A 25,427-nucleotide genomic window follows, 5' to 3' on the forward strand; every position below is an offset into this window, starting at 1 on the left:
GTGTTTGACTGTATTTAAGAAGCAATATTGATATATAATTATGATATAACATTATAACGAATAGATAATTTTACCATAGCTAAAGCTCTAATATTTTTAATGGGTTCGTCTTTAGGTTGATGATGTTGATTTTGGGAAACCAGCTTTATATATTCATCTCCTAAATCTGATTTTTGTACATATTTAATAGTTATAAATTGGTCATCTCCACTATCTATATCTAAAATATATATTTCTCCCCATAGTATATTTTTTATATCAGATATAGTTTTATAACAAACAATATCACCAGCTTTTAATAAAGGGTACATACTATCTCCACGCACAAACAGGGCACCATCACATTTAGGAGCATTTGGTACTGATATGTAATCTAAAGGTACTTGTGTATTTTGATTATCAAAAAATACTGTTAATCCTGCGCTAGCTTCTATTTCATATAAAGGTATCCCTTGAATATCCTTTAAGACTTCTCTACCTTTTTGGCGGCTTGATATAGGTTCTATTACATATTTTTCATAGTCATTACCCTTTATCATCTCCCCCTTACCTATCAAAAGCCATTCAGAATTTATTTCAGGATAAATAGATAATATATTAACCAGTGCGTCAGAATTAATAGGACGCTCTTTTGCTAAACCCTTAAAACTAGCATAACTCATACCTATTTCTTTAATAAATTTTTCATAGCTAACCCCTTTATAATTAGCAAAATACAAAATCCTTTCTTTTACATTGGTTAAATTATTATCCATTTATTTGTTGTTTGGTTAATTAATTAACTATATTTGTACTCAACAAAGTACATTTAGCGTAACAAACAAATATATGAGAAAATGAATATATATATCCTCCAATTCCTTGGGATAATTTATTTTTTGTAAATCAATTACTATGAATTTCTATTTTCTATAAAAATTTCCTTTGTTCATCAATTCTGAATAAGTATCCATCACATCTTCTGACCATACTCATTATTTTAAATATGCTTCCAAAAATACATACTCTATTTTCTGACTCAATAATTGTATCTATAAACTCATTAATAAGTTTACTTTCGCTTCGTATTAATTCATATAATAATGATAATAGTTTACTAAATTGAATGTTTACGGGTGATATCTGATATAAGTTTTTTTAACTTTTTGATTATTGGAAGTTTTTGTGAATAAGTATTCACAAAATTCGGATACAAAAAAATGATTATTTTTTTTTGTAATCATCTATTTCAAAAACATTTTAATTATTTTTTAGATTTAAAATTATCCCATTATTATATTATATATTCATTATTTCTCCTATTTAATAAACTATAAGAATTATTATTATCATAATTTTTTATTTTTTCCAGTCATAATATGTCTTTTTTTTATTTATTTTAGCAAATCCCCTCTCCTCTTAGATAACAATCGCATGCTGTTTCAATTAAATTGGAATTATATTGTATTAGATTATTTTTATTTTTTACTCAAAATATAATTTTTAGATAAAATCACTCATCCCCAGAATCATCAACTGATATAAAGCATTGTTAAAAACTTCCATTTCTTTTTTATTAACGGGATAACCTCCTAACATGAGTGCTTGTACGTACATGATATGTACAATTGCTTCAAACATGAAAGAATCTTCAACCTGAAATAATTTTTGTACTATTTCATTGTCTTTATTAAAACATAAGGTCGGTAAATTTTCATTTTCTTTCTTTACAAAATTGGGTAAAGTAGAAGAAAAAGGATTAGTAAGGTTTGATAAACTCTGAATGTTTTTATTATTCATAGCTTCATCGTTTGCTACATAGATCGCCGGTGTATCAATTGGGCTAAATTCTTTAAGCTGAGCTTTGCAATAAAATCCCTGAAGAAGTTGGTTGGTTTTCTCTTCAAATCTTTTATAATACTGATTATCGGAGATTTTAACCTCTCCAAAATTATCTAATATATCCTGAGGGGTAATCTTTTTAAAGGTTACATCGGGTATAGTTAGCTTAATTTTTTCAATTAAATCCGTTTCAAAGCTGTAGGCTGAATTAATTATAGTTTTACCTTGGGATCCGGCTATTCGACGTATTTGTCTAAAATCATCTAAGGAGGGTGTATAATAGATAATATCATTATAAGTCCTTAATGATAAGAAATTCATCATTCCTTTATTGGTTTCAAAAGGTATAAAATCAACAAATATTTTAAGCAATTCTGTATCTTCAACGGCTAATGCTTTTATATATAAATGATGAATTTTTATTATTTGACTTAATATCTCTGTATCAGTTACCGTAAGGTATTTTAAATAATCCTTAAAACAAAGGGTTAGTTCATTTTTGGCATCCACCATAAGTTTATCATTCATCAAGGATTCTCGAGAAGCTGTGGGTCTTAGGCTATTTGTATTGACCACACAACGTACAAAGGTAGACCATTCGGGTAACAAACCTTTAGCTTCTTCACAAAGAAACATACGCTTTAAATAAATTTTATTTTGTTTGGTGTTTCCGGTAAATTGCACTTTATACGGCATTATATATGCTATGCCTTTTACATCACCAGCATTGGATTCCAATTTAAAAGAATCTAAAAAATTTATACCAAATACTTTTCTTCCATATTCAAGTATTTCTTTTTTTGATGCTTCCGGACGTAACCAAACAGGTTCTTTATTAACAAGTATTTCAGATCCCTTATCTGTGATTAAATTTATTTGTATAGGCAATGCATCTCCGAAGTAAAGAATATTCTTCTTGATTTCTTCTTCTTTAAAAAGGCTTCTCCACTCTTTTTTAGGAGTAAGAATAACTCGAGTTCCTGCTTTTTCAATATTTTCAGTTGCTTCTACTGTATAGGTTCCATCTGCTTTTCCTCTCCAACAAATGCCTTTATTTTTAATCAATGAACGAGTTTCAACAATTATTTCATCGCTAACGACAAGGCAAGATAGCATTCCTATACCAAACTTCCCGATAAAATCTTTTTCGTCAATATCTCCTCTTTTAGAACTTTGTCCTATTACGGAAAGAAATTGATGAACTTCTTCTTCGGTCAACCCTATTCCGTTATCTTCAAAAATAAGTTTGAGCTGATTTTTTTGAGTTGTTAGATACACTGTTATTTCTCCTTCCAATTCATCTATATTTTTACGTGCTGTTACTGCATCTATCCCGTTTTGTAATAACTCCCTAATAAAAATATTAGGAGCACTGTATATGTGTTCTGAAAGCAATTCTATCATTCCTTTCAGATTAACCTGAAATACATATTTATTTTTATCTTCCATATAATTATGAAATGCAAGAAAAATGCATTGACTATTTTAAAATAATTTCCATTTATTTTTTCTTTTTCCTACTATTTTACCGGCTTGTTCATGACCATTTTCTGCCGCTTTTTGATACCACATCATGGCGGTTACATTGTCTTCCAAAACTCCTTTTCCTATTAAATAACAATTTCCTAATTCAAATTGTGCATCTGCATGTCCTTCGTCAGCTACTTGGGTTAATGTACTGATTCCTTTTTCTAAATCCTGATTGGTTCCTTCTCCCTCCAATAACATCATAGCAGTATAAAACGATGCATATGTGTTACCTTCTTCTGCTGCTTGTAACAGCCATTTAAAAGCTTCTACCTGATTTTCATCTGTTCCTACGCCAAATTTATAGGCAGATCCTAATCTGTATTTGGCCGCTGTATATCCCTCTTCAGCTCCTAAGGTGTAATATTTAAAAGCTTGGCTGGAGTTTTCTTCCGTTCCTATCCCATACTCATAACATATTCCTAACCCCTCAGATACAACTCCTTGAAGTTCTGCTGTTTTATAATAATCGAAGGCTTTATCGTACTGCGGATTTTCCTCACCTGCATCATTATATAGATAATAGTCTCCTAAAAGCAAAGCCGCATACGGATATCCTCTTTCATAAGATCTATGAAGCCACTCTAACGCTTTTTCGAAATCCTTTTCAGTTAATCCATAATAGTAATAATATCCTACTTTGTATTGAGCAAAAGAATATCCTTGCTCGGCGGCTCTTGTCATATAGTCCATTATCTTTTGGGCGTCAAATTCTAAACCTCCATATTCACTTTCGTATGACAGTGCCAATTCTATAAGAGCATCTCCGTAACTGTATTCTGCTGCTTTTTTATAATTTTCTAAAGCTAACTCAGGATTTTCTACTACTCCTATAGCATATTTATAAGATCTTCCTACATTATAAACCCCTTCTAAATCATCGAGCTGTGCTGCTTTTTGAAATGATTCAAACGCTCTTTCTAAATTTTTCTCTCCCAGTATTCCATCTTCTTCGTAGTATCCTACTTTATTATAAGCATATGCATATCCATTTTCTGCTGCTGCTTTAAATAAATCATAGGCTTTTTGGTTATCTTTTTCAACTCCAAATCCCACCTCGTAACAAATGGCTAACTCAACTTTTGCATAGTCAGAACCTTTTTCTATAGCCATATTAAGATAGTTTATAGCTTTTTCCGGATCTGCTTCTTCAGCTTTTGTTATTCCTACCCTATAATAATGCCCAACCAATTCTATTCCATAAATATGCCCTCTGTCCGCTGCCAATTTATATAGTTCAAAAGCTTTATAATAGTCCGGATCTCCAAAATTTCCGCTTTCATACATTAATCCTAAACGATACGGTGCATAAGAATCTCCTAATTCTGAAGCTTTTTCTAGTAATTCTTTTGCTTTCTCTACATTGGGTTGCTCTTCACTTAAAATAATATATGCTTTTTCAGACATTGCTCTTGCATTGCCTTCTTTTTCTGCCCAATTTAGATAAATAGTTCCTTTTTCTTCATCTTTAACCGTTTCATCATACAAATAAATTCGTGCTAATTCTATCATTGAATCTTCGAAATAATATAAATGAGCTTTCTCATGCCAGAAAATGGATTTTTCAATTGATTTATTTTCATCTTGTGTATAGCTGTAATAACGCCCTAACCCATTTGCAGCATATATGACTCCATAATTATAAGCATCTTCCAGTAATTCAATTCCTTTTGATTTATTATAATCTGAAATTCTATCATTTAAAATAGTTATACCCATTAAATATTTGCTGTAAGGACAATTATTTTTAATTCCTTCTTCTAATATCTCTTTTGCTTTTTGTAAATTTTCTTCTTTATATAAATAGAATTCCCCCAATAAATGATGTGCTTTTTCTGCTTCTTCTTTTCGAGTATTATTAAATTCTTCTATTGCTGATAGAATTTTAGTATTATTTTTTTCAGTATAATAGGTTATATTAACTAAAAAGTTATCTGCTCTTTCATATCCTAATTCTTTAGATTTCAATATCAATTTTAACCCTTGCTCTTTATCTTCTTTTTCTCTTCTCATGGCAAAGTAAAGATTATATCCCTGTATAGCCATACAGGCAGCATCTCCCATTTCTATACCTTTCAAAAGGCATTCTCTTTCTTTCTCCCTGTTTCTATAAGGTCTACGGGCAGTTTCTAACATATAATCCCGCTCAGCATATGCTCTTGAAAAATTACACTTTAAAAAATGATCATTTATTTCTTCTGATTTTTTAAACCAGAAATCATAATCTACCTGATTTAAACGGGAGGAAAAATATAAATTACTGTTTTTATCATATAACTTCAGGTATAATTGTTTGATATCTTCAATTGCCATATCTGAATTAAGAACCTTGTCACAGATAGCCAATCCCTTTAACCAATTATCTCTATTAAAAAAGTTTTTTTCATTTATTAATGCTTGAATTTCCTCATTCAGCTGGTGATTATTTAAATAATTGTATAAATATAGGTATTGATTTTCTAATATTGATTGTGACATATCTTTATTTATTTTTTAAAGATATAAAATTATAAAATTTATAAACAAAGCTTGTTTATATTTTGGAAAATATAAAACTATCAGTAACCTGAACTTATTTATTACTTACTTTTTTAATCTAATAATTTATTTTTATTTTTTATTTTGTTATTATTTTATTTAATTTTTATATATATTTGATAAAAAAGTATCCGATTGTATGAAGTGGAAAAAAATTTCATTGGGATTAATTTTTCTCTTTTTTCTGGGGTTTGTTTTTAACTTTGGAATTAATAATTGGATTAAAAGCAGTTTACCTACTTTCATTTTAACAAGAAATGATACGCCTTATAACTTTACATATTCTGATGTTTCATATTCTTTTTTTCAGAGACAAATGTTTATTAGTGATATAAATATTGCTCCTAAGTCCAAAAAAAAGGGTATTTATACCATTAAAGTAAAAAAAATAATTATACATGGTGTCAAATTTATTCGCTTTATACTTTTTAAAGATTTAGCTGCAGATCTTATTGAGATTGATCAACCGGATATAATCATTCAACAAAATGTTGATTCTCTAAATCATAAAAATGATTTGGTAAAATATAAACTGGGAAATTCTATTCAAATTGGAAAATTTGAAATTAATCATGGAAATTTGGCACTTTTTGACAGGACAAATGGGATAAAAAAAGCTTCTTTAAGAAATTTAAATCTTCATCTTTCGGGAGTGTTATGGTATAGAGTGAATAATGAAAAACGAATACCCGTCACTTACGATAAAATAAAATTGGAAATTTCGGATATTTTTTATCAACTCAATGAAATCCATCAACTACAATTAAAAAAATTTAAGTTTAAAGACGGACTTCTTGAAACTAGTCAAATACTCCTACATCCGAACATATCTGAAGATCAATTTAAAAACGGTAATTATTTCCAAAAATCCTTACTTGATATAAAGATACCAACAGCAAAAGTCAAAAATTTAGATTGGGGGTATGATAATAATGGTTATTTTTTCCTTAGAACTTCTAAAATTGTAATAGATTCCACCTATATTGCAATTAAAGAAAAAAACACCAAGTCACGGCCTAAGATCATTACAGAGCATATTGATCGTATTATCCCTTTTAATCTAAACATCGATACCATCCAAATTCTTAAATCCAAATTAAATTTCAATGATCACATAACCAGCAATAATATAAATATTGAAATTCAGAAAGTAATTAATAAGGTAAATGATAAAATCACCCTGGAAAATCTAAAATTGTATGATAATTCTTTAGTTATTAAACAAAATGATCACAAAACAGCTAAAAACAATTCCGATAGATTCACCTACTTATTTGATGATGTTCTTGAAATAAAAAATTTCTTAATAGCTAATTCACATGTTCAATACTCCAATCCGGATAATAACTCATTACTGGAAATGGGAAACATCAATTATTCAATCCATGATATCAATATTAATACGATATTCACTAATACAAAAAAATATATTCCTTTTTCCTATTCAAGATTTAAATTGGAAGCAAGCCATATAATATATAACGGTTTTAAATACTACAATTTTAAAATAGGAAAAATGCTATTGTCTGATCATAAATTTGTTGCAAATAATTTAAACCTCATCCCAACTATTTCACCTAAAAAGTTTTCAGTCCAAAAAGATAGTAAAAACCTTTTTAAAATCTATATAAAACATATAACACTTCCTAATTTAAACTGGAGTTTGGTAAATAATAATTTTAATTTACAAGCATCTTCAGTGATTATAAATAAATTGGATGCCTCTATGTATCAAAATCCTGAAGTTATGGTTAGTTCAAAAAAGATTCATTTGAATAAGTACGATCTAAACACAGAAATTCGTATTGATACGTTTTTAATCGGTAAATCTACCATAAATCAATATAATGCCTACAATGGAAAGCTTACCTCTTCTGTCAAAGACCTGAAATTGTCGCTTCATAACATAACCGTTAAAGATTCATTAGATAAATATACATTCGGCTTACCTTTTTCATTTTCAAAATTCAATATAGTCGGAAAAGATATTTACCATGATATGGGATATCATTCAATTCATATGAATAACTTGTTACTCACCAATTCATCCTTATATGCAATTAATATTAAAATACGCCCTCAAAAAAGCCAATTGAGTTTTATGAGAAAAAGAGGTATCGATGCCTATACGATAAATCTTTTAAAAATTACTATTCCCAAATTGAATTTTGGTTCTTTGGATAAAGAAATAGAATTTTCAACTCCTAAAATCACTTTTCAAAAAATGGAAACTTCCATTCATCAATTTGATATTCCGAATAACATTTATAAACCTGCTTACAAACCATTTTTCAGCGAAAAATTAAGAAAATTGAAATTTAAATTGAATATAAAAGAAGTAGATTTTATAAATTCTTCATTAACTTATGAAGAAGAATCTCTCCATAATAATACCGGAAAAATATTTTTTACTAATATTCATGCAAAAATTAAAAATCTATCGAGTGGGTTTAAAGCTTCCAACTTACCTGATGTTATCATAGATTTTAAAAGCAATTTTATGAGTTCGGGAAAACTATCTGCTATTTGGAAATTTAACCCATTAAATAAGACCGATAGTTTTACTGTCCAAGGAATAATAAACCAATTTCCGGCCGAAAAAATTGATCCATTTATCAAACCCTATTTAAATATATCGGTTCAAGGGAATATCAAAAAAGTTTCTTTTGATTATAACGGAGACAATACCGTTGGAAGCGGTTTATTCGGTATGGATTACCAAGATTTAAAGGTGACCCTTTATAAAAAAAATGGAGAAAGAGAAAAAAAATTTCTTTCTTCTCTAGCTAATCTTGCTTTAGTAAAAAATTCAAAAGACACTTTAAAAATGTCAGAAATTAAAAAAGTAGAAAGAAGTAAAGATAAATCATTTTTTAATTTTCTATGGAAGCTAACACTTAGCGGGCTTAAAGAAACTTTATTTATTTTTTAATAATAAACTGATATTTTAAAGAATAACAAAATGGTATGCTTAAACTTATTCACACTTACACTAAATATCTACTAACAACATAAAACATTTAATAAAATAACTTGCAAAAATCGTAACTTTGTTTATTCTTTGAATAATCCCATGCAGAGTATATTAAAATTATCAGGATTGGAAGTTTTCACTGTTTATCCTGGAAGCAATTTTATAAATATAGGTGAAAGAACCAATGTTACCGGATCGCGTAAATTTTTAAATCTAATAAAGAATGAAAAATACGACGAAGCACTTTCGATAGCCAGAGAACAAGTGGAGGGAGGAGCACAGATCATTGATATTTGCATGGATGAAGGCCTAATTGACGGCGTGAAAGCTATGACCACCTTTTTACGCTTAATAGCCTCAGAACCGGATATAGCACGAGTTCCTATAGTAATTGATTCTTCAAATTGGGAAGTTATTGAAGCCGGATTAAAAAATATTCAAGGAAAAGGAATAGTTAATTCCATAAGTCTGAAAGAAGGAGAAGAAGAATTTATCAAAAAAGCTAAAATAATCCAACGATATGGAGCGGCTGTGATTATAATGGCATTTGATGAAGAAGGGCAAGCCGACAATTTGGAAAAGCGAAAAAATATATCCCAACGTTCCTATAATATATTGGTGCATCAATTAAATATGAATCCATCTGATATTATTTTTGATCTTAATGTTTTTCCGGTAGGAACAGGGATGAAAGAACATCGAAGAAATGCACTTGATTTTTTTGAAGGCACCCGATGGGTTAAAGAAAATCTTCCGGGGTGCTTTGTATCGGGAGGAGTAAGTAATGTATCCTTTTCATTTAGAGGAAATAATAAAGTTCGTGAATCAATTAATGCAGCATTTCTTTATCATGCCATCCAATACGGATTGGATATGGGAATAGTAAATCCTACTCAATTAGCCATCTACCAAGAAATTGAACCGGAATTGCTGCAAAAAATTGAAGAAGTGTTATTTGATAAAGATGAAAATGCAACCGAAAGACTTATTGAATATGCGGAAACCATTGTACAAAATAAGGAAACAAAGGAGCAAAAAATTGAAGAATGGAGGTCTTGGCCTATTGAAAAAAGATTGGAATTTGCTTTAATAAAGGGCAACGCAAACTATATTGAACAAGACGTTGAAGAAGCTCGTTTACAAGCAAATAAACCTCTGGATGTGATTGAAGGTCCTTTAATGGATGGAATGAATACCGTAGGTGAACTATTTGGAGCCGGAAAAATGTTTTTACCTCAGGTGGTTAAAACTGCCCGAGTGATGAAAAAGGCCGTAGCATATCTGCAGCCTTTTATTGAAGCCGAAAAAAACGGAGAATCCCAATCTAACGGAAAAATACTTATGGCTACGGTAAAAGGAGATGTTCACGATATCGGTAAAAATATTGTAGGAGTCGTTTTGGCTTGCAACAATTATGAAATAATTGATTTAGGCGTCATGGTCCCAAAAGAAAAGATTATTGAAACCGCCATCAAAGAGAAGGTGGATTTAATTGGACTTAGCGGTCTCATTACTCCTTCTTTAGATGAAATGATTCATGTGGTAGAAGAATTAGAAAGAAGAAATCTCTCTTTTCCGGTTATGATAGGAGGAGCTACTACTTCTAAAATTCATACAGCTTTAAAAATTGCACCTAAATATAGTCATGCGGTTATACATGTTTTAGATGCCTCTAAATCAGTTACCGTGGCTTCTTCCCTACTCTCTTCACAAAGCGAAGATTTCAAGAAAATAATATCAGAGGAATACACCCATCTAAGAGAGGGATACCTTAACAGAGGTACGGAAAAAGAATATCTTTCTTTAGTACAAGCACGTATGAATAAACTAAAAATTGATTGGAAACTATACACTCCTTATATACCCAAACAACTTGGAGTTCAAGTTTTTACTTCCATACGTCTGGAAGATTTAACAGAATATATCGATTGGCAACCTTTTTTCAGAACCTGGCAACTCACCGGAAAATATCCGGAGTTACTTTCAGATAAAGTGATCGGTGAAGAAGCCTCCCAGCTGCATAAGGATGCTTTAAAAATGCTTGAGAAGATAATTGCTGAAAAATTGCTTCAGCCTAAAGCCGTAATTGGTCTATTTAAGGCAAATTCTAACCAACAAGATGATATAGAGATTTATTCGAATGAAAATAATCTAATCCATACATTTCGAACCTTGAGGCAACAATCTAAAAAATCACAGGGAGCTCCGAATTTAGCATTATCTGATTTTATTTTACCTAAAAATAAGGAAAACATACACGATTATATAGGATGTTTTACCGTATCGATTTTTGGAGCTGAATCTCTTGCTAAACACTATGAAGCTAACTATGACGATTATTCGGCCATCATGATAAAAGCCGTTTCGGATAGATTGGTGGAAGCATTAGCTGAATATATGCATGCTAGGGTCCGAAAAGAAATTTGGGGATATGCTCCGAAAGAAATCTTGGATAGGGAATTACTAATTAAAGAAAAATACCAAGGTATTCGCCCGGCACCCGGTTATCCTGCTTGTCCCGATCATCTAGAAAAAATAACTATTTGGGAACTCCTTGATGTAAACAATAACATTGGTGTTCAACTTACCGAAAACCTTGCGATGTACCCTGCCTCTTCCATCTCCGGATATTACTTTGCAAATCCTCAATCCAAATATTTCGGATTAGGGAAAATTACACAAGATCAAGTCGAAGATTATGCAAAACGGAAAGAAATAAAACTGAAAGATGCCCAATATTGGCTAACCCCTAATTTAGCTTAAGTCACCTGAAATCGTTACTTAGGTTAATGCTCAATAATTTAGTTTTTTATAAAACAGATAAAAAACCGAACTTACTAATATTTGTTTTCTTTAAGTACTTTTTTATACAGATAATCTTAGCTTATTAAAAGAAACAATACCTTTGTGTTTATGAATATTCTTTTAGTGGAAGATGATTTGAGAGTTTCAGAATTGATTAAAAAGGGACTCAATGAGCAAGGTTTCAACGTAACCTTAGCCTATGACGGTTTATCGGCAAAAAACGTATTCCGCAACAATGAATTTGACCTATTAATCACCGATATTATTCTACCGAAAATAAGTGGCATAGACCTTTGTAAGATAATAAGAACATTAAAACCGGAATTTCCCATTATTATCTTAACAGCTCTAGGAACTACGGACGATAAAATTGAAGGATTTGAGGCCGGAGCAGATGATTATCTAGTAAAGCCTTTTGAAATGAGAGAGTTGATAGCAAGGATAAAAGCTATTTTAAAAAGAGTTTCAAAAAATAAATCCGGATATATCTTAAAATTTTGTGATTTGGAAATGAATTTGCAAACAAAAATTGTAAAAAGAAGTGATCAAGAACTGAATCTTACCCTAAAAGAGTTTAAACTCCTGGAATTTTTATTGAAAAACCAAGGCAGAGTCATTTCCAGAACAGAAATTGCCCAAAAAGTTTGGAATACTCATTTCGATACCGGAACTAACTTTATAGATGTATATATTAATTATTTACGAAAAAAAGTGGATAAAGAATTCGAAAATAAACTTATTCATACCAGATCTGGTATGGGATTCATATTAAAATCCGATAAGTGAAAATCCGCACCAAAATAACTTTATTATTTTCATGGATTACAGCAACCATACTGTTGATATTTGCTTCCATTATTTATTATTCAGCCAAACAAAACAGAGATAGAGAGTTTTATTCTTTATTAAAAAAAGAGGCAATAACCAAAGCAAATCTTTATTTTAAAGCAAAAGTTCCTCCCCAAACTCTCCAGCAAATTTACTATAACAATTATCAAACAATTCAAGAAGTTGAAGTAGCGGTATATGATAAAGAGTTCCATCTTCTTTATCATGACGCGGTAGATATTGATTTTGTAAAAGAAACACCCGAAATGATTCACGAAATTTACACCAAGGGAGAAATTAAATTTCATCAAGGAGATTGGCAAGTAATTGGACTAACTTATTTATTTAAAAACGACAAATACATAATTACAGCAGCTGCCTACGACCTGTATGGATATAATGAGCTAAAATATTTATTAAGGAATTCATGCATCATCTTTATTTTTTCAATACTTTTTATTATCCTAGTCGGATATTATTTTTCCAAAAAGGCATTACAACCAATTAAAAATTTAGCTGATGAAATGAATAAAATATCTGCCAATCATTTAAATGTTAGATTGAATATTAAGTCTAAAAACGATGAACTTTCCAAATTAGCAATTACTTTTAACGAAATGCTTACTCGTTTAGAAAATTCTTTTGAAGCTCAAAAAAATTTTGTTTCCAATATCTCTCATGAATTACGAACCCCATTAGCGGCAATTATTGCCGAATTAGAATTGTCTTTACATACTCGTAAAACACCGAAACAATACCGAATCATTCTTGAAAATATCTTATGGGATGCTAAAAAAATAACTAAATTATCTAATAATCTGCTTGATTTAGCTAAAGCTAGTTATGATACGTCTATCATAACTTTTAAACCTACAAGAATAGACGAAATCCTATTAGACGCATGCAGTCATGTACAACAAGCTAATGGTAAATATAAAACAAAAATATCCTTTGAAAATGATTCTATACACGATCATGAGATAGTAGTGATTAAAGGTAATGAATATTTATTAAAAGTTGCCTTTATCAATCTTATTGAAAACGGATGTAAATTTTCAGAAGAACATATATGCTACATATCTATTTCAACTATTAACTCAAAACTCCAACTGAAATTTTCTGATCATGGAATTGGAATTCCGCCAGAAGATATTCCAAATATATTTATCCCTTTTTACAGAGGAAAAAATAAAAATTTTTCTTACGGAAACGGAATAGGTCTGTCCCTAACCGAAAAAATCATTCAGCTGCACTTCGGAACGATCCATGTTACTAGCCAATTATATCAAGGTACTATTTTTACAATTCAATTTTCACACTTGAATTAACTCCCCTTCTCATAAAATTCTAATTTTTTTTTAATCTTTTTTTACTATTCATTAACAAATAGTTACCTTACTTTTGTATACATAAAAGTTTAGAATTAAAAAAGGCAGAGAATATGAAAACTATAAAAATCCAAAGCTTCAACTTACTAATTTTAGGGTTATGCTTTATAATCTATTCGTGTCATAAAAAAATAACGGAAGAAGAAAAACCGGAATATACAGTTAGTGGAAACACAATTATTTTAACGGATAATTCCAACCTTAAAAATCATTTAAAAATAGAACCGGTAAGAAATGAATGGCTAAGTTCGAATTTATCAACCGTTGGGGTAGTTAGAGCCATACCTACCTGTTATGCAGAAATTGTTCCCCCGTTCGCCGGTAGAATTACGCAATCATTTGTAAAACTGGGACAAAGGGTAAAGGTAGGTTCTCCTCTTTTTGCAATCAGCTCACCTGAATATTTCAACGCCCAAAAAGACTATTTCGAAGCTCAGCAAGAATATTCTTTATCCAATCTAAATTTAAAGAGGCAAAAAGACTTATTGCAACACGGAGTAGGTATACAACGGGTAGTAGAAGAAGCCAAGACCGATTACGAAACGAAGAAATCAGCCCTGGAAAATGCTACAGCAGCCCTAAAGGTCTTTAATATAAATATAAACAATTTAAAACTAGGTCAGCCACTAATAGTAACCTCTCCTATCAAAGGAGAAATAATTACCAGTAACATAGTTATCGGTCAATATATAAAAGAAGAAACAGAACCTATAACCACGATTGCAGAATTAAATAAAGTATGGATTGCCGGACAAATAAAAGAAAAGGACTTGGGATTCATTAATAAACTAAAAGAAGTTACTATACAAGCTGATGCTTTTCCCCATAAAAAAATAACTGGCAACATATTTCATGTCAATGAAATGGTTGATGAAAACACCCGAAGTGTTGAGGTTTTGGTTGAATGCGATAATTCGGACAGGACACTAAAACCGGGAATGTATGTGAACGTGAATTTTAAAAATGAACCAGGAGAAACTCTCACTGTACCCACCAAGGCCATCTATCAGGTAAACGATGACCAATTTGTATTTGTTCAAGTAGACAAAAATAAATTTACCAAGAAAAAAGTTGAAACCAAAGACATTTCAAAAGATAAAACCGAAATAAAAAACGGTATAAAATCAGGAGAAAATATTGTTACCGAAGGGGGAATATATTTACTGGAAGCCCAATAAATTAAAAGGAAATAGCATGAATAAATTGATTCAAATAACTATACACAAACGTTGGATATTACTTACCCTTTTTGTTTTGCTTGCCATATTCGGCTATTATTCATGGAAACATCTTTCCATTGAAGCTTATCCGGATATTGCCGATGTAACTTCCCAAGTGGTAACCCAAGTTCCGGGACTGGCGGCTGAAGAAATTGAACAACAAATAACCATACCTGTTGAACGCGCTCTTAATGGACTTCCGGGAATGCACGTGATGCGTAGTAAAAGTACATTCGGACTATCCATTATAACCCTAGTTTTTGAAGATGGAGTTGATGATTACTGGGCAAGAATGAGGATACAAGAAAGATTAAACGACGTAGAATTACCCTATCAGGCAACACCCGAATTAGATCCTCTTACTTCTCCAATTGGAGAAATTTATCGATACATTATTGAAAGTAAAACACATGATTTGCGTGAACTGACAGATTTGCAAAATTTTGTTATCATACCAAGAATTAAACAAGTAGCAGGTGTGGCTGATGTAACGAATTTTGGAGGAATTACCACACAATTTCAAATTGAGCTGGATCCTAAAAAGCTAGATCAATATCAGCTATCTTTAGGAGAAGTTATTAAAACCATTGAAGATAATAACGTAAATGCAGGAGGAAGTGTTTTACCTCACGGTGATTTAGGGTATGTGATTCGAGGAATTGGATTGGTTAAAAAACTGGAAGATATTGGTAAAATCGTTGTGAAATCGGATAAAGGAGTTCCTATATTATTAACTGACATAGGAAAACTTAAATATGGTAACATTGAACGCAAAGGAATATTAGGCTATACAGATAAAAAAAGGAATTATTCCGAAAGCATTGAGGGAATCGTTCTCTTATTAAAAGGACAAAATCCATCTCAAGTTTTAGAAGGAATTCATGAAGCCGTAAACGACCTTAATACCCAAATTTTACCGGTAGGAGTAAAAATACATCCATTTTTAGATAGAACCGAATTGGTAAACACTACTTTAAATACCGTATCCCACACCCTGTTTGAGGGAATGTCTCTGGTAATAGTTGTATTAATCGTTTTTTTAGGAAGCTGGAGAGGAGCCTTATTGGTAGCCGTTACCATTCCTCTTTCGCTTCTCATTGCTTTCATCCTGATGTATTTTACCCATATTCCGGCTAATTTGCTTTCCCTTGGAGCTATTGATTTTGGAATAATTGTAGACGGCGCTATCGTAATGATGGAAACCATACTTAGAAAACGCGAAGAAGAACCTGATAAAGAACTACAAGAAAAAACTATAGCACAAAGAGCAGCCGAAGTAGCAAAACCCATTTTATTTTCCACTATCATCATTATCACTGCCTATTTGCCTCTATTTGCTTTTGAAAGAGTGGAGAAAAAATTATTCACACCGATGGCATTTACAGTCAGCTATGCACTATTTGGAGCCTTACTTGTTGCATTATTACTGATACCGGGATTAGCCTATTTCATTTACAAAAGACCCCAAAAATTCTATCACAACAAATGGCTGGAAAAACTAACCGAAAACTATTTTATAACCATAAAAAGGATTATGAAATCTCCGAAAAAGATATTTATCCCTTTAGGAATTCTTCTGGGAGTCACTTTTTTACTGGCTTTTTACGTTGGAAAAGACTTTCTTCCTCCGTTGGATGAAGGCTCTATATGGCTTCAAGTTCAGCTACCACCCGGAATTTCCGTTGAAAAATCTAAAGAATTGAGCGACACTTTACGCGCTCATACCATCAAATATGACGAAGTTACTTATATAACGGTACAAGCCGGTAGAAATGACGATGGTACTGACCCGTGGACTGCCTCACATTTTGAAGTCTCAATCGGATTAAAGCCCTATAAGGAATGGAAGAATGGAAAAACCAAATACGACCTTATCGCCGAACTTGAAAAAGAATATTCGAAACTCCCCGGTTTTACCGTCGGATTTTCCCAACCCATGATTGATGGAGTAATGGACAAAATATCCGGAGCTCATAGTGAGTTAGTTGTAAAAATTTACGGTGATGATTTTGGGGAAACCAGGAGAATTGCCGATGATGTTTTAAAAACTTTAAAAAACGTAAATGGAGCAGTAGATTTAGCTATAGATCAGGAACCGCCATTACCTCAACTTCAGATAATTGCAAACAGGGATAAAATTGCCCAATACGGTTTAAATGTAGCCAATGTTGCAGAACTTATTGAAGTTGCCATTGGCGGAAAAGCAATTTCTCAAATCTTTATTGGAAATAAAGTTTACGATATCATATGTCGTTACGATGAAAACAGCAGAAATACACCTGATAAAATTTCAAACCTGATGCTTACCTCTGAGACAGGAGCTAAAATACCTTTAGCCCAAGTATGCGATATCAAATTAAGTACAGGAGAAAGCACCATAACGAGAGAAATGAATAAGAGACATCTAACAGTCAAGCTTAATTTAAGGAATCGCGATTTAGGAAAATTTTTAGCAGAAGCTCAAAATAAAATTGAGAAAGAAGTTAAATACAATCATGAGAAATACCACATTAAATGGGGAGGACAGTTTGAAAACCAAAATAGAGCCTATGCTCGTTTAGCTTTTATCATTCCACTATCTCTAGGCATTATGTTTATTTTATTATATAGTGCTTTCGGAAATGTAAGACAAGCCGGATTGCTCATGAGCATTGTTCCCTTAGCCTTATTTGGCGGAATGTTGGCATTAAATATCAGAAATATGACTTTGAATGTTTCTTCTGCTGTAGGTTTTATTGCTTTATCGGGAGTAGCTATACAAAACGGTGTGATTATGATCTCTCATATAAACTTTCTGCGAAAACAAGGGCTGACTCTTTTAAATGCAGTAATAATGGGAGCAAAAGATCGTTTCAGACCCGTATTAATGACTGCAACTGTGGCCATTTTAGGATTACTTCCCGCTTCATTAGCTACCGGTATTGGCTCGGATGTACAACGTCCATTGGCTACCGTAATCGTATACGGACTGTTATTTTCAACCGTTATTACCTTGTTTGCCCTACCTGCTCTATATTATATTATAGAAACCAAATGGGGAAAAGAGGAAATACCAGACGAAATTTAAAATCTGAAATTTATGAGATCAATTAATAATACCTTTTATAATAACTTACAAGTATTCATATGCCTCCTGTTTATTACATCAACTTTACCAGCTCAAGTTGTTGATACAATTTTTGCTAAAAAACAACTTAACTATGTCGATTTTATTAAACAAGTTAAAGAAAACAATTTGGAATATGCAGCACAAAAATACATGGTAAATATTGCTGAAGCCGAGATTGAAAATGCGAAGATTATGCCGGATGTGGAATGGAACATAGAAGGAACCGGCAATCAAAAGCATATGGGTAACAGTTTGGAAACCGGCTTAGGTTGGACAATTGAGCTGGGAGGAAAACGCAAAGCCCGTATTAATTTAGCTAAAAGCCAAGTCGATTTAAATCGTTATTTGTTACAAGATTATTTAAGAAACCTATATGCGGATGCTTCTTTACAATTTCTTGAATGTATTCAAAATAAAAACTTGTTGGAAGTACATCTCAATTCCTATAAAACCTTATCCAACTTAGCCTCATCCGACAGTATCAGATATAAATTAGGAGATATAACCTTAACAGATTCTAAACAAAGTAAACTGGAAGCTCAATTCATGCTTAATGAAGTATACAAAGCAGAATCGGAATGGAAAAACTCTTTAATTGCTTTGAACTTATTAATGGGTAAGCCTCAAAAAGACACTTTATATACTGCCAAAAGCAATTATACCGATTGTAACAGAGACTTTGTTTTAGCAGATTTGATAACGACGGCACAAAATAATCGCGCCGATCTAAAAGCAGCCTTACAAAATAAAGATGTTTCGCAAAAAATGCTAAAGTTAGCTGAAGCCAATCGAGTGATGAATTTAGGAATCAGTGCCGGCATGCAGTTTAACGGGAAAGCTACCAATGAAGAAGCTCCCTCACCTTATCACACAGGTGTTACCGCCGGATTATCCATACCTCTTCGTTTTTTAAACAACAGAAAAGGAGAAATTCAAACTGCACATTATACCCTACAACAAGCAGATTTAGAATATAAGCAAGTGGAACTTTTAATTCAAACTGAAGTAACTCAGGCTTATCAAAATTATGTAAATACCAAAAAACAAATGCAACAGTTTTCCAATGGTTTGCTTTCCGAATCTAAAGCCATTTTAGAGGGTAAGATTTATTCCTATAAGCGAGGAAATACTTCACTTCTTGAAGTTTTAGATGCTCAAAGAACTTATAACGACGTTCAGGAAAATTATTATCAAACCTTATATAATTACTGTTCAGCTTTAGTAAGATTGGAACGAACAGTCGGAATTTGGGATATAAATTTTTAATTCTAAAAACTAAGCTTCTCGGAAAAATTGTATTTTTTATTACCTTAGGTATTTTGATTGATAGACTATATCTTTGTAAAAAATTTTGATATTTGGTTAAAATAGGAAACATACAATTACCCGACTTTCCCTTTTTATTAGCTCCTATGGAAGATGTAAGCGATCCTCCCTTCCGGCGTTTGTGTAAAATGTATGGTGCTGATCTTATGTATTCTGAGTTTATATCGTCAGAAGGTCTTATTCGAGATGCCCTCAAAAGTAAGAAAAAACTGGATATATTCGATTACGAACGACCTGTAGGTATACAAATATTTGGGGGAGACGAAGAGGCTATGTCTCTATCTTCGAAAATCATTGACACGGTACAACCGGATTTAGTTGACATAAACTTCGGTTGTCCTGTAAAAAAAGTAGTTTGTAAGGGAGCAGGCGCAGGAGTGCTTAAAGATATTGACTTAATGGTACGCTTAACGCGAGCAGTCGTACGAAACACCCATCTTCCTGTAACGGTTAAAACCCGCTTAGGATGGGATGAATCTTCTATTACAATTGATGAAATTGCGGAGCGTCTTCAGGATGAAGGAATACAGGCTCTTACCATTCATGCACGAACGCGCTCTCAGATGTATAAAGGACACTCTGATTGGTCACATATTGCTCGTATAAAAAATAACCCCAGAATCAAAATTCCCATTTTTGGTAACGGAGATATCAATTCCGCCCAAAAAGCAAAAGAATATAAGGAAACTTACGGGGTTGATGGCATTATGGTCGGAAGAGCAGCTATAGGAAATCCTTGGATATTCAGCCAAATTAAGCATTATCTAAAAACCGGAGAGGAACTTCCTCCTCCCACCCTACATCAACGAATTGAAGCTGCTCAACGTCATGCAACCTGGTCAGTAGAATGGAAAGGCGAACGTACGGGTCTTTTAGAAATGCGAAAACATTATTCTAATTATTTCAAAGGGATTTGTAATTTTAAAGAATATAAAACTCAACTCTTCACTGCCTCAACATTACAGGAGTTAGATTCCGTATTTCAAAAAATACAGAAAAATATGTAAGATTTCATCAAACATCATTAAATAATTTTTCTAGTAAAAATACAATTAATGGTTTGTTACTTATTTATCTGCTATTTTAATTTAACAGGTAACAAATCATTACTATTTTATCATATAAAAAGTAACTTTGACTCTATCGATTAAATCAAAAAATGAATAAAAAAATAAACTAAATCTTAATGCAAATTTGAATTTCATAAAGCAAATAACACAGAAATTTCAACTAGCCAGGGATTTGGATCTATATAGAGCATTCGTGCAATTGTTTATTATCCGCATAATTTTGGATATACAAAACTGATATCCCAATTGAAAGGACGTGTAACTTCACATAAAATATGGAAATTACGGGATACCAGGGTTGAATTGACTCTGTTGAAGATATCTTGTAAAGAATTTAAAAAAAAGTTAATAAAATCTTTGTGTTAAGGTCTGTTTCATGGAAGTAAACTTAAGTTTATAGTGGGCTATACAATATATATTTTTTAAGAATGCCATCACTGTAAATTACTCTATTATTACTTACTGATTTAAAAAATATATTAAGATCCTTAAAATTCCAGGTTTATCTCTGGAATTGATTCTGATATAAAAAATAAAAAATTTAAGAGTGAACCTAAGATCGAACTCCCAAAAAAATGCATAAGTAATATTTAGTTATTAGTAATGTAATCGAAAAAAATATTTCAAATACAACTTGCCGTTACTTATTTTCAAATCTTTAGAAGATCATGTTGTCCCCCTAAAAATCAAGATTATATTTTAACCCACGTTGGAAGTTCACTAAAAGAATTAGTTGAATTAGATAATAGTTATCATGTGGCTACTTTAGACAATGATCAAATTATAATCGTGGAAAAAACTCATGAGTTTATTGAACAAAATTGGTAATACAAACTAATAGAATTTACTATTATCAAGCGTATCAAGTATATGTTTATTGTTTAAAATAACATTAGTTGATGACATCATAAATCATTTTTTACCGCCTATTTAAAGCTAAAGATAAAAGTTTTTATTTCTCTCTTTAACTTAAACTATATTAATTACAAGCGCAAACAAATTCATATACGTATAATCTATTATAACTTAATTAAACATATCATTTTAAAAAATATTCCAATAAAAAAATTACTTTATTATAATTAATTATTTAAAATTTTATTAATTTTATCCTATCATAAAATATAATGAATACCGATAACTTATATTTAATTGCATTAAAATTTTGCCCTAATATTGGAGAAGCTACTATCAAACGATTAGTTTTAAAATTTGAAACTGCTCAAAAAGTTTGGAATACACCAAAATCAGAATTACTTTCCCTTTACAATATCGGAAAAAAAACAATTCAACATATTGGAGATAAATCAATTTTATCTAGAGCAGAAGAAGAAGTTCAATATTGTATAAATAATCAAATACAGATTATTAATTTATGGGACTGTCAATATCCTAATTTACTTAAGGAGTGTCCAGATGCTCCGGTTCTACTATATTATAAAGGAAATATTAATTGGAGCCTTCCAACTGTTAGTATCGTAGGTACCAGAAAAATGACTTCTTATGGAAAAAGTTTTACAGAAAGACTTGTAGAATGTCTTAGGGATAAAAATATGACTATCATCAGCGGATTAGCATTAGGAATAGACGGATGCGCACATAAAAAGGCTACAGAATTGAATGTTCCTACTTTAGGTGTTCTAGCACATGGACTAAAAACATTATACCCACCTCAACACAAATTATTGGCTGAAAAAATGATGAAAAACGGAGGTATACTTTCCGAATTCTCAACCTATACTACCCCTGAAAGAGCAAATTTTATTCAAAGAAATCGAATAATTGCAGGTCTATCTGCGGTAACTGTAATTGTAGAATCTGCCTATGGTGGAGGGGCAATTTCTACTGTTAAATTTGCCAATTCTTATCATAGAGAAGTATTTGCTTTGCCGGGAAAAATAACGGATAATACAAGCCAGGGGTGTAATCAGTTAATACGAAATTTGGAGGCACAAATTATTACACGTCCGGAAGATATACTTTCTTTTTTTGGTGAAAACATGACCACTAATATTCAAACAGAATTATTTACCGATTTAACTGAACAAGAGTCAAAAATAATCAACTATTTAAAAACAAAAGGTAAAACCCAAATTGATACATTATCTGTAGAATTAAATTACCCTACCTTTCAACTAATGCCGATATTGTTAAATTTAGAACTTAAAAATATTATCGAAACACTACCCGGAAAATATTTTACTTTACTTTAAATTCCAGTTTAAATTTAAATAAAATCAATAGTAAAAAGGAAAAAAATTAAAAAGGAAATATGAAATGCTCGGGCTTTATAAAAACTCCCATAAAATCTTCTCTGTTTTTCAATAAATAGGTAAGTACTATTCTATCTGTATGGTGCATTACTTTATATATTTCGTCAATAAAGAATAATCCGGCATATCCCAAAAACAAAAGCATTACACGTAAAATTAAAGCTAAATAAACTACATAGACATACCACATATTATTGAAAATTTAAATAAAAAATTTCACTCATCGAATCAGTCCATCGAATAGGAACCAAGGAATATATATCTAAAAATGATGTAATAAATTATTGGTGGAACTGTTTTTAATATTTGGAATAATATAAAAATAAATCAGGCTAAAATCATAAATGTCAGTCAGGGTATGAACATTAAAAAAATATATGATTACATTGGATATTAAAATCAAATACATGTTACCTCAAAAAAGGTTTAATTTATACCCACTCAATTAAAAAAATAGTTACCTAATTGAGTTATTTGCATTCTTAAGTTTTAAAAAGTTTCCATATATAATTATACTTATATACTTAGGAAATTATTTAAAATTACGTTTTCAAAAAAAAATAAAATCATCACCTTCTCATAACATATTCATATATGGCATAGTATATGTGTTAAAAAACATTCAATCTATATAATAGTTTTAATAGATGAAAGACTATTCATTAATTAATAATAAAAAATCAATTTAATATGAAAAAAAAATGGCTAACCGATCCCAGTCACTCCGAAATCTTTTTTAAGGTTAAACATATGGTGATTTCAACTGTAACCGGAGAATTCACCAAATTTCAAGGTTCTATAGAATCTGACAATGATGATTTATCGAATGCAAAATTTGATTTCTCCATTGAAGCCGATTCTATAAATACTAAAATCACTGATCGAGACAATCATTTAAAGTCTGAAGACTTTTTTGACGTTACTCATTACCCAAAACTAACTTTTACAAGCGAATTAGGGATAAAAAACAATACAATTACAGGTTTGCTTACCATTAAAGAAGTAAGCAAGGAAATAACCTTAGACGCAGATTTTGGAGGCATTATTAAAGACCCTTGGAATAATCAAAGAGCCGGATTTGAATTTACCGGAAAACTAAATCGTAAAGATTTCGGGTTAAACTGGAGTCAAATTACTGAAGCCGGAGGTTTGGTAGTCAGTAACGAAATTAAATTGCAGATAAATCTTGAATTTATTGCTCAATAGATATATAATTCAAAAACAGTCAGAATAAAAATTCTTTCTGTTTTTTATTTTTCGAACTCCGTTTCATCCAGCTACTTTTAACCATTCAGTTTTTGTTTCAATTTCACCCGTTAAAAGTGAAACATATATATATAAAATATTTATATATTTTTAATCACCATAAACTTATAATGTTTTATGTACTTTTGCAATTAGGTAGATTGTACAATGAAAATAGAAGAACTTATTACCAAGAAGATTTTGATTTTAGATGGAGCCATGGGAACCATGATTCAACGATTTAATTTGAATGAAGAAGACTTTAGAGGTACTAGATTCAGCGATTGGAAAACAGATTTAAAAGGAAATAACGATCTGTTGTCCATCACTCAACCCAAAATCATTAAAAATATCCATCTGGAATATTTTGAAGCAGGTGCAGATATTATTGAAACGAATACCTTTAATTCCAATCGTATTTCCATGGCTGATTATAACATGCAAGATTTGGTAAATGAACTCAATTATGCTTCCGTCCAAGTTGCTAAACAAGCTAGAGAAGAGTATTGGAATAAAAATGGTAAAAAACCTTTATTTATTGCAGGTTCTATAGGACCAACCTCTAAAACCGCTTCCATTTCTCCTGATGTTAATGATCCGGCTTACCGCGAAGTTGATTTTGATTTTTTAGCTGGGATATATAAAGAACAAGCAATATCTCTTATTAATGCCGGAGCTGATGTTCTTTTAGTTGAAACTATTTTTGATACTTTAAATGCTAAATCAGCCTTTTTTGGGATTAAAGAAGCTTTTGATGAAACCGGCAAATCTCTACCTTTAATGGCTTCAGGTACCATAACCGATGCAGCAGGAAGGACTTTATCCGGGCAAACAACTGAAGCTTTTTTAGTTTCTTTATCACATATACCTCTATTATCAATTGGTTTAAATTGTGCCTTAGGAGCTGAGCAGCTCTTTCAATACCTTGAAATATTAGCTAATAAGGCGCCCTATTATATTAGCGCTTACCCAAATGCCGGATTACCAAATCCCTTGGGTGGATACGATGAAACACCGGAAATGATGGCTGAAAAAGTACAATTATATTTGGAGAATCAATTGGTAAATATTTTAGGAGGATGTTGCGGCACTACTCCTGCTCATATTAAACTTTTTAGTAAGTTAGCTTCAAAATATATTCCCAGACAAATACCTCCAATTAATTGATGAGGTTATAATGATAATATCTTATTAAGATTAATTCTTACTATGGTTACTATATTTTGCTAAAAATAATTACAAGAAAAAGAGCCAAAGTAGTAAAACTTCAGCTCCTTATACTATAAACATTAATAATTAAATT

15 protein-coding genes are annotated in these 25,427 nt (G+C 31.2%); 11 read left to right on the plus strand and 4 right to left on the minus strand.

Annotation, left to right across the window (positions count from 1 at the left end):
• Window positions 1–38 precede the first annotated feature (38 nt).
• The 3 genes from ASC36_RS00005 to ASC36_RS00015 form a co-directional block, all read right to left on the minus strand.
• Window positions 39–755, minus strand: a complete 717-nt coding sequence (locus ASC36_RS00005; protein WP_055424434.1) for a S24 family peptidase — start codon at window positions 753–755, stop codon at window positions 39–41.
• Window positions 756–1,482: 727 nt separating this feature from the next.
• Window positions 1,483–3,270: an HSP90 family protein gene (locus tag ASC36_RS00010; RefSeq protein WP_055424435.1), complete on the minus strand. Its 1,788-nt coding sequence runs from the start codon at window positions 3,268–3,270 to the stop codon at window positions 1,483–1,485.
• A gap of 36 nt (window positions 3,271–3,306) precedes the next feature.
• Window positions 3,307–5,826, minus strand: a complete 2,520-nt coding sequence (locus ASC36_RS00015; RefSeq protein WP_055424436.1) for a tetratricopeptide repeat protein — start codon at window positions 5,824–5,826, stop codon at window positions 3,307–3,309.
• A gap of 199 nt (window positions 5,827–6,025) precedes the next feature.
• Here ASC36_RS00015 and ASC36_RS00020 point away from each other — a divergent pair, with 199 nt between their 5' ends.
• The 9 genes from ASC36_RS00020 (at window position 6,026) to dprA (ending at window position 22,819) form a co-directional block, all read left to right on the plus strand.
• Window positions 6,026–8,818 carry a hypothetical protein gene (locus ASC36_RS00020; protein ID WP_055424437.1) on the plus strand — a complete coding sequence of 931 codons (2,793 nt, stop codon included), beginning with the start codon at window positions 6,026–6,028 and terminating at the stop codon, window positions 8,816–8,818.
• Between the two features lie 141 nt (window positions 8,819–8,959).
• Window positions 8,960–11,623, plus strand: coding sequence for a methionine synthase (gene metH, locus ASC36_RS00025; protein WP_055424438.1), 2,664 nt, complete (start codon window positions 8,960–8,962; stop codon window positions 11,621–11,623).
• Between the two features lie 150 nt (window positions 11,624–11,773).
• A complete protein-coding gene (locus ASC36_RS00030; protein ID WP_055424439.1) occupies window positions 11,774–12,451 on the plus strand; it encodes a response regulator transcription factor in 678 nt (225 codons plus the stop codon).
• A complete protein-coding gene (locus ASC36_RS00035; RefSeq protein WP_055424440.1) occupies window positions 12,448–13,821 on the plus strand; it encodes a HAMP domain-containing sensor histidine kinase in 1,374 nt (457 codons plus the stop codon). The genes ASC36_RS00030 and ASC36_RS00035 overlap by 4 nt, the downstream gene beginning before the upstream one ends.
• A 113-nt stretch (window positions 13,822–13,934) precedes the next feature.
• A complete protein-coding gene (locus tag ASC36_RS00040; protein WP_055424441.1) occupies window positions 13,935–15,059 on the plus strand; it encodes an efflux RND transporter periplasmic adaptor subunit in 1,125 nt (374 codons plus the stop codon).
• A 16-nt stretch (window positions 15,060–15,075) separates the two neighbouring features.
• Window positions 15,076–18,168 (plus strand): efflux RND transporter permease subunit, encoded by a 3,093-nt coding sequence (locus ASC36_RS00045; protein ID WP_055424442.1) that lies wholly within the window; start codon window positions 15,076–15,078, stop codon window positions 18,166–18,168.
• A 12-nt stretch (window positions 18,169–18,180) separates the two neighbouring features.
• Entirely contained in the window at window positions 18,181–19,476 is a 1,296-nt protein-coding gene (locus ASC36_RS00050; protein WP_055424443.1) for a TolC family protein, read from the plus strand.
• A 92-nt stretch (window positions 19,477–19,568) separates the two neighbouring features.
• Window positions 19,569–20,543: a tRNA dihydrouridine synthase DusB gene (dusB, locus tag ASC36_RS00055; protein WP_055424444.1), complete on the plus strand. Its 975-nt coding sequence runs from the start codon at window positions 19,569–19,571 to the stop codon at window positions 20,541–20,543.
• 1,190 nt (window positions 20,544–21,733) lie between these two features.
• Window positions 21,734–22,819 carry a DNA-processing protein DprA gene (gene dprA, locus ASC36_RS00060; RefSeq protein ID WP_055424445.1) on the plus strand — a complete coding sequence of 362 codons (1,086 nt, stop codon included), beginning with the start codon at window positions 21,734–21,736 and terminating at the stop codon, window positions 22,817–22,819.
• A gap of 46 nt (window positions 22,820–22,865) precedes the next feature.
• Here dprA and ASC36_RS00065 read toward each other — a convergent pair whose 3' ends face one another.
• A complete protein-coding gene (locus ASC36_RS00065; RefSeq protein ID WP_055424446.1) occupies window positions 22,866–23,069 on the minus strand; it encodes a hypothetical protein in 204 nt (67 codons plus the stop codon).
• A 500-nt stretch (window positions 23,070–23,569) separates the two neighbouring features.
• Between ASC36_RS00065 and ASC36_RS00070 the strand changes: the two genes are divergently transcribed.
• Both ASC36_RS00070 and ASC36_RS00075 read left to right on the plus strand, forming a co-directional pair.
• The gene (locus ASC36_RS00070) at window positions 23,570–24,085 is read left to right on the plus strand and encodes a YceI family protein (protein WP_055424447.1); all 516 of its coding nucleotides are present in this window, start codon (window positions 23,570–23,572) and stop codon (window positions 24,083–24,085) included.
• A gap of 207 nt (window positions 24,086–24,292) precedes the next feature.
• Window positions 24,293–25,291, plus strand: a complete 999-nt coding sequence (locus tag ASC36_RS00075; protein ID WP_055424448.1) for a homocysteine S-methyltransferase family protein — start codon at window positions 24,293–24,295, stop codon at window positions 25,289–25,291.
• Window positions 25,292–25,427 lie beyond the last annotated feature (136 nt).

The organism is Apibacter mensalis, from assembly GCF_001418685.1.
Lineage (GTDB): Bacteria > Bacteroidota > Bacteroidia > Flavobacteriales > Weeksellaceae > Apibacter > Apibacter mensalis.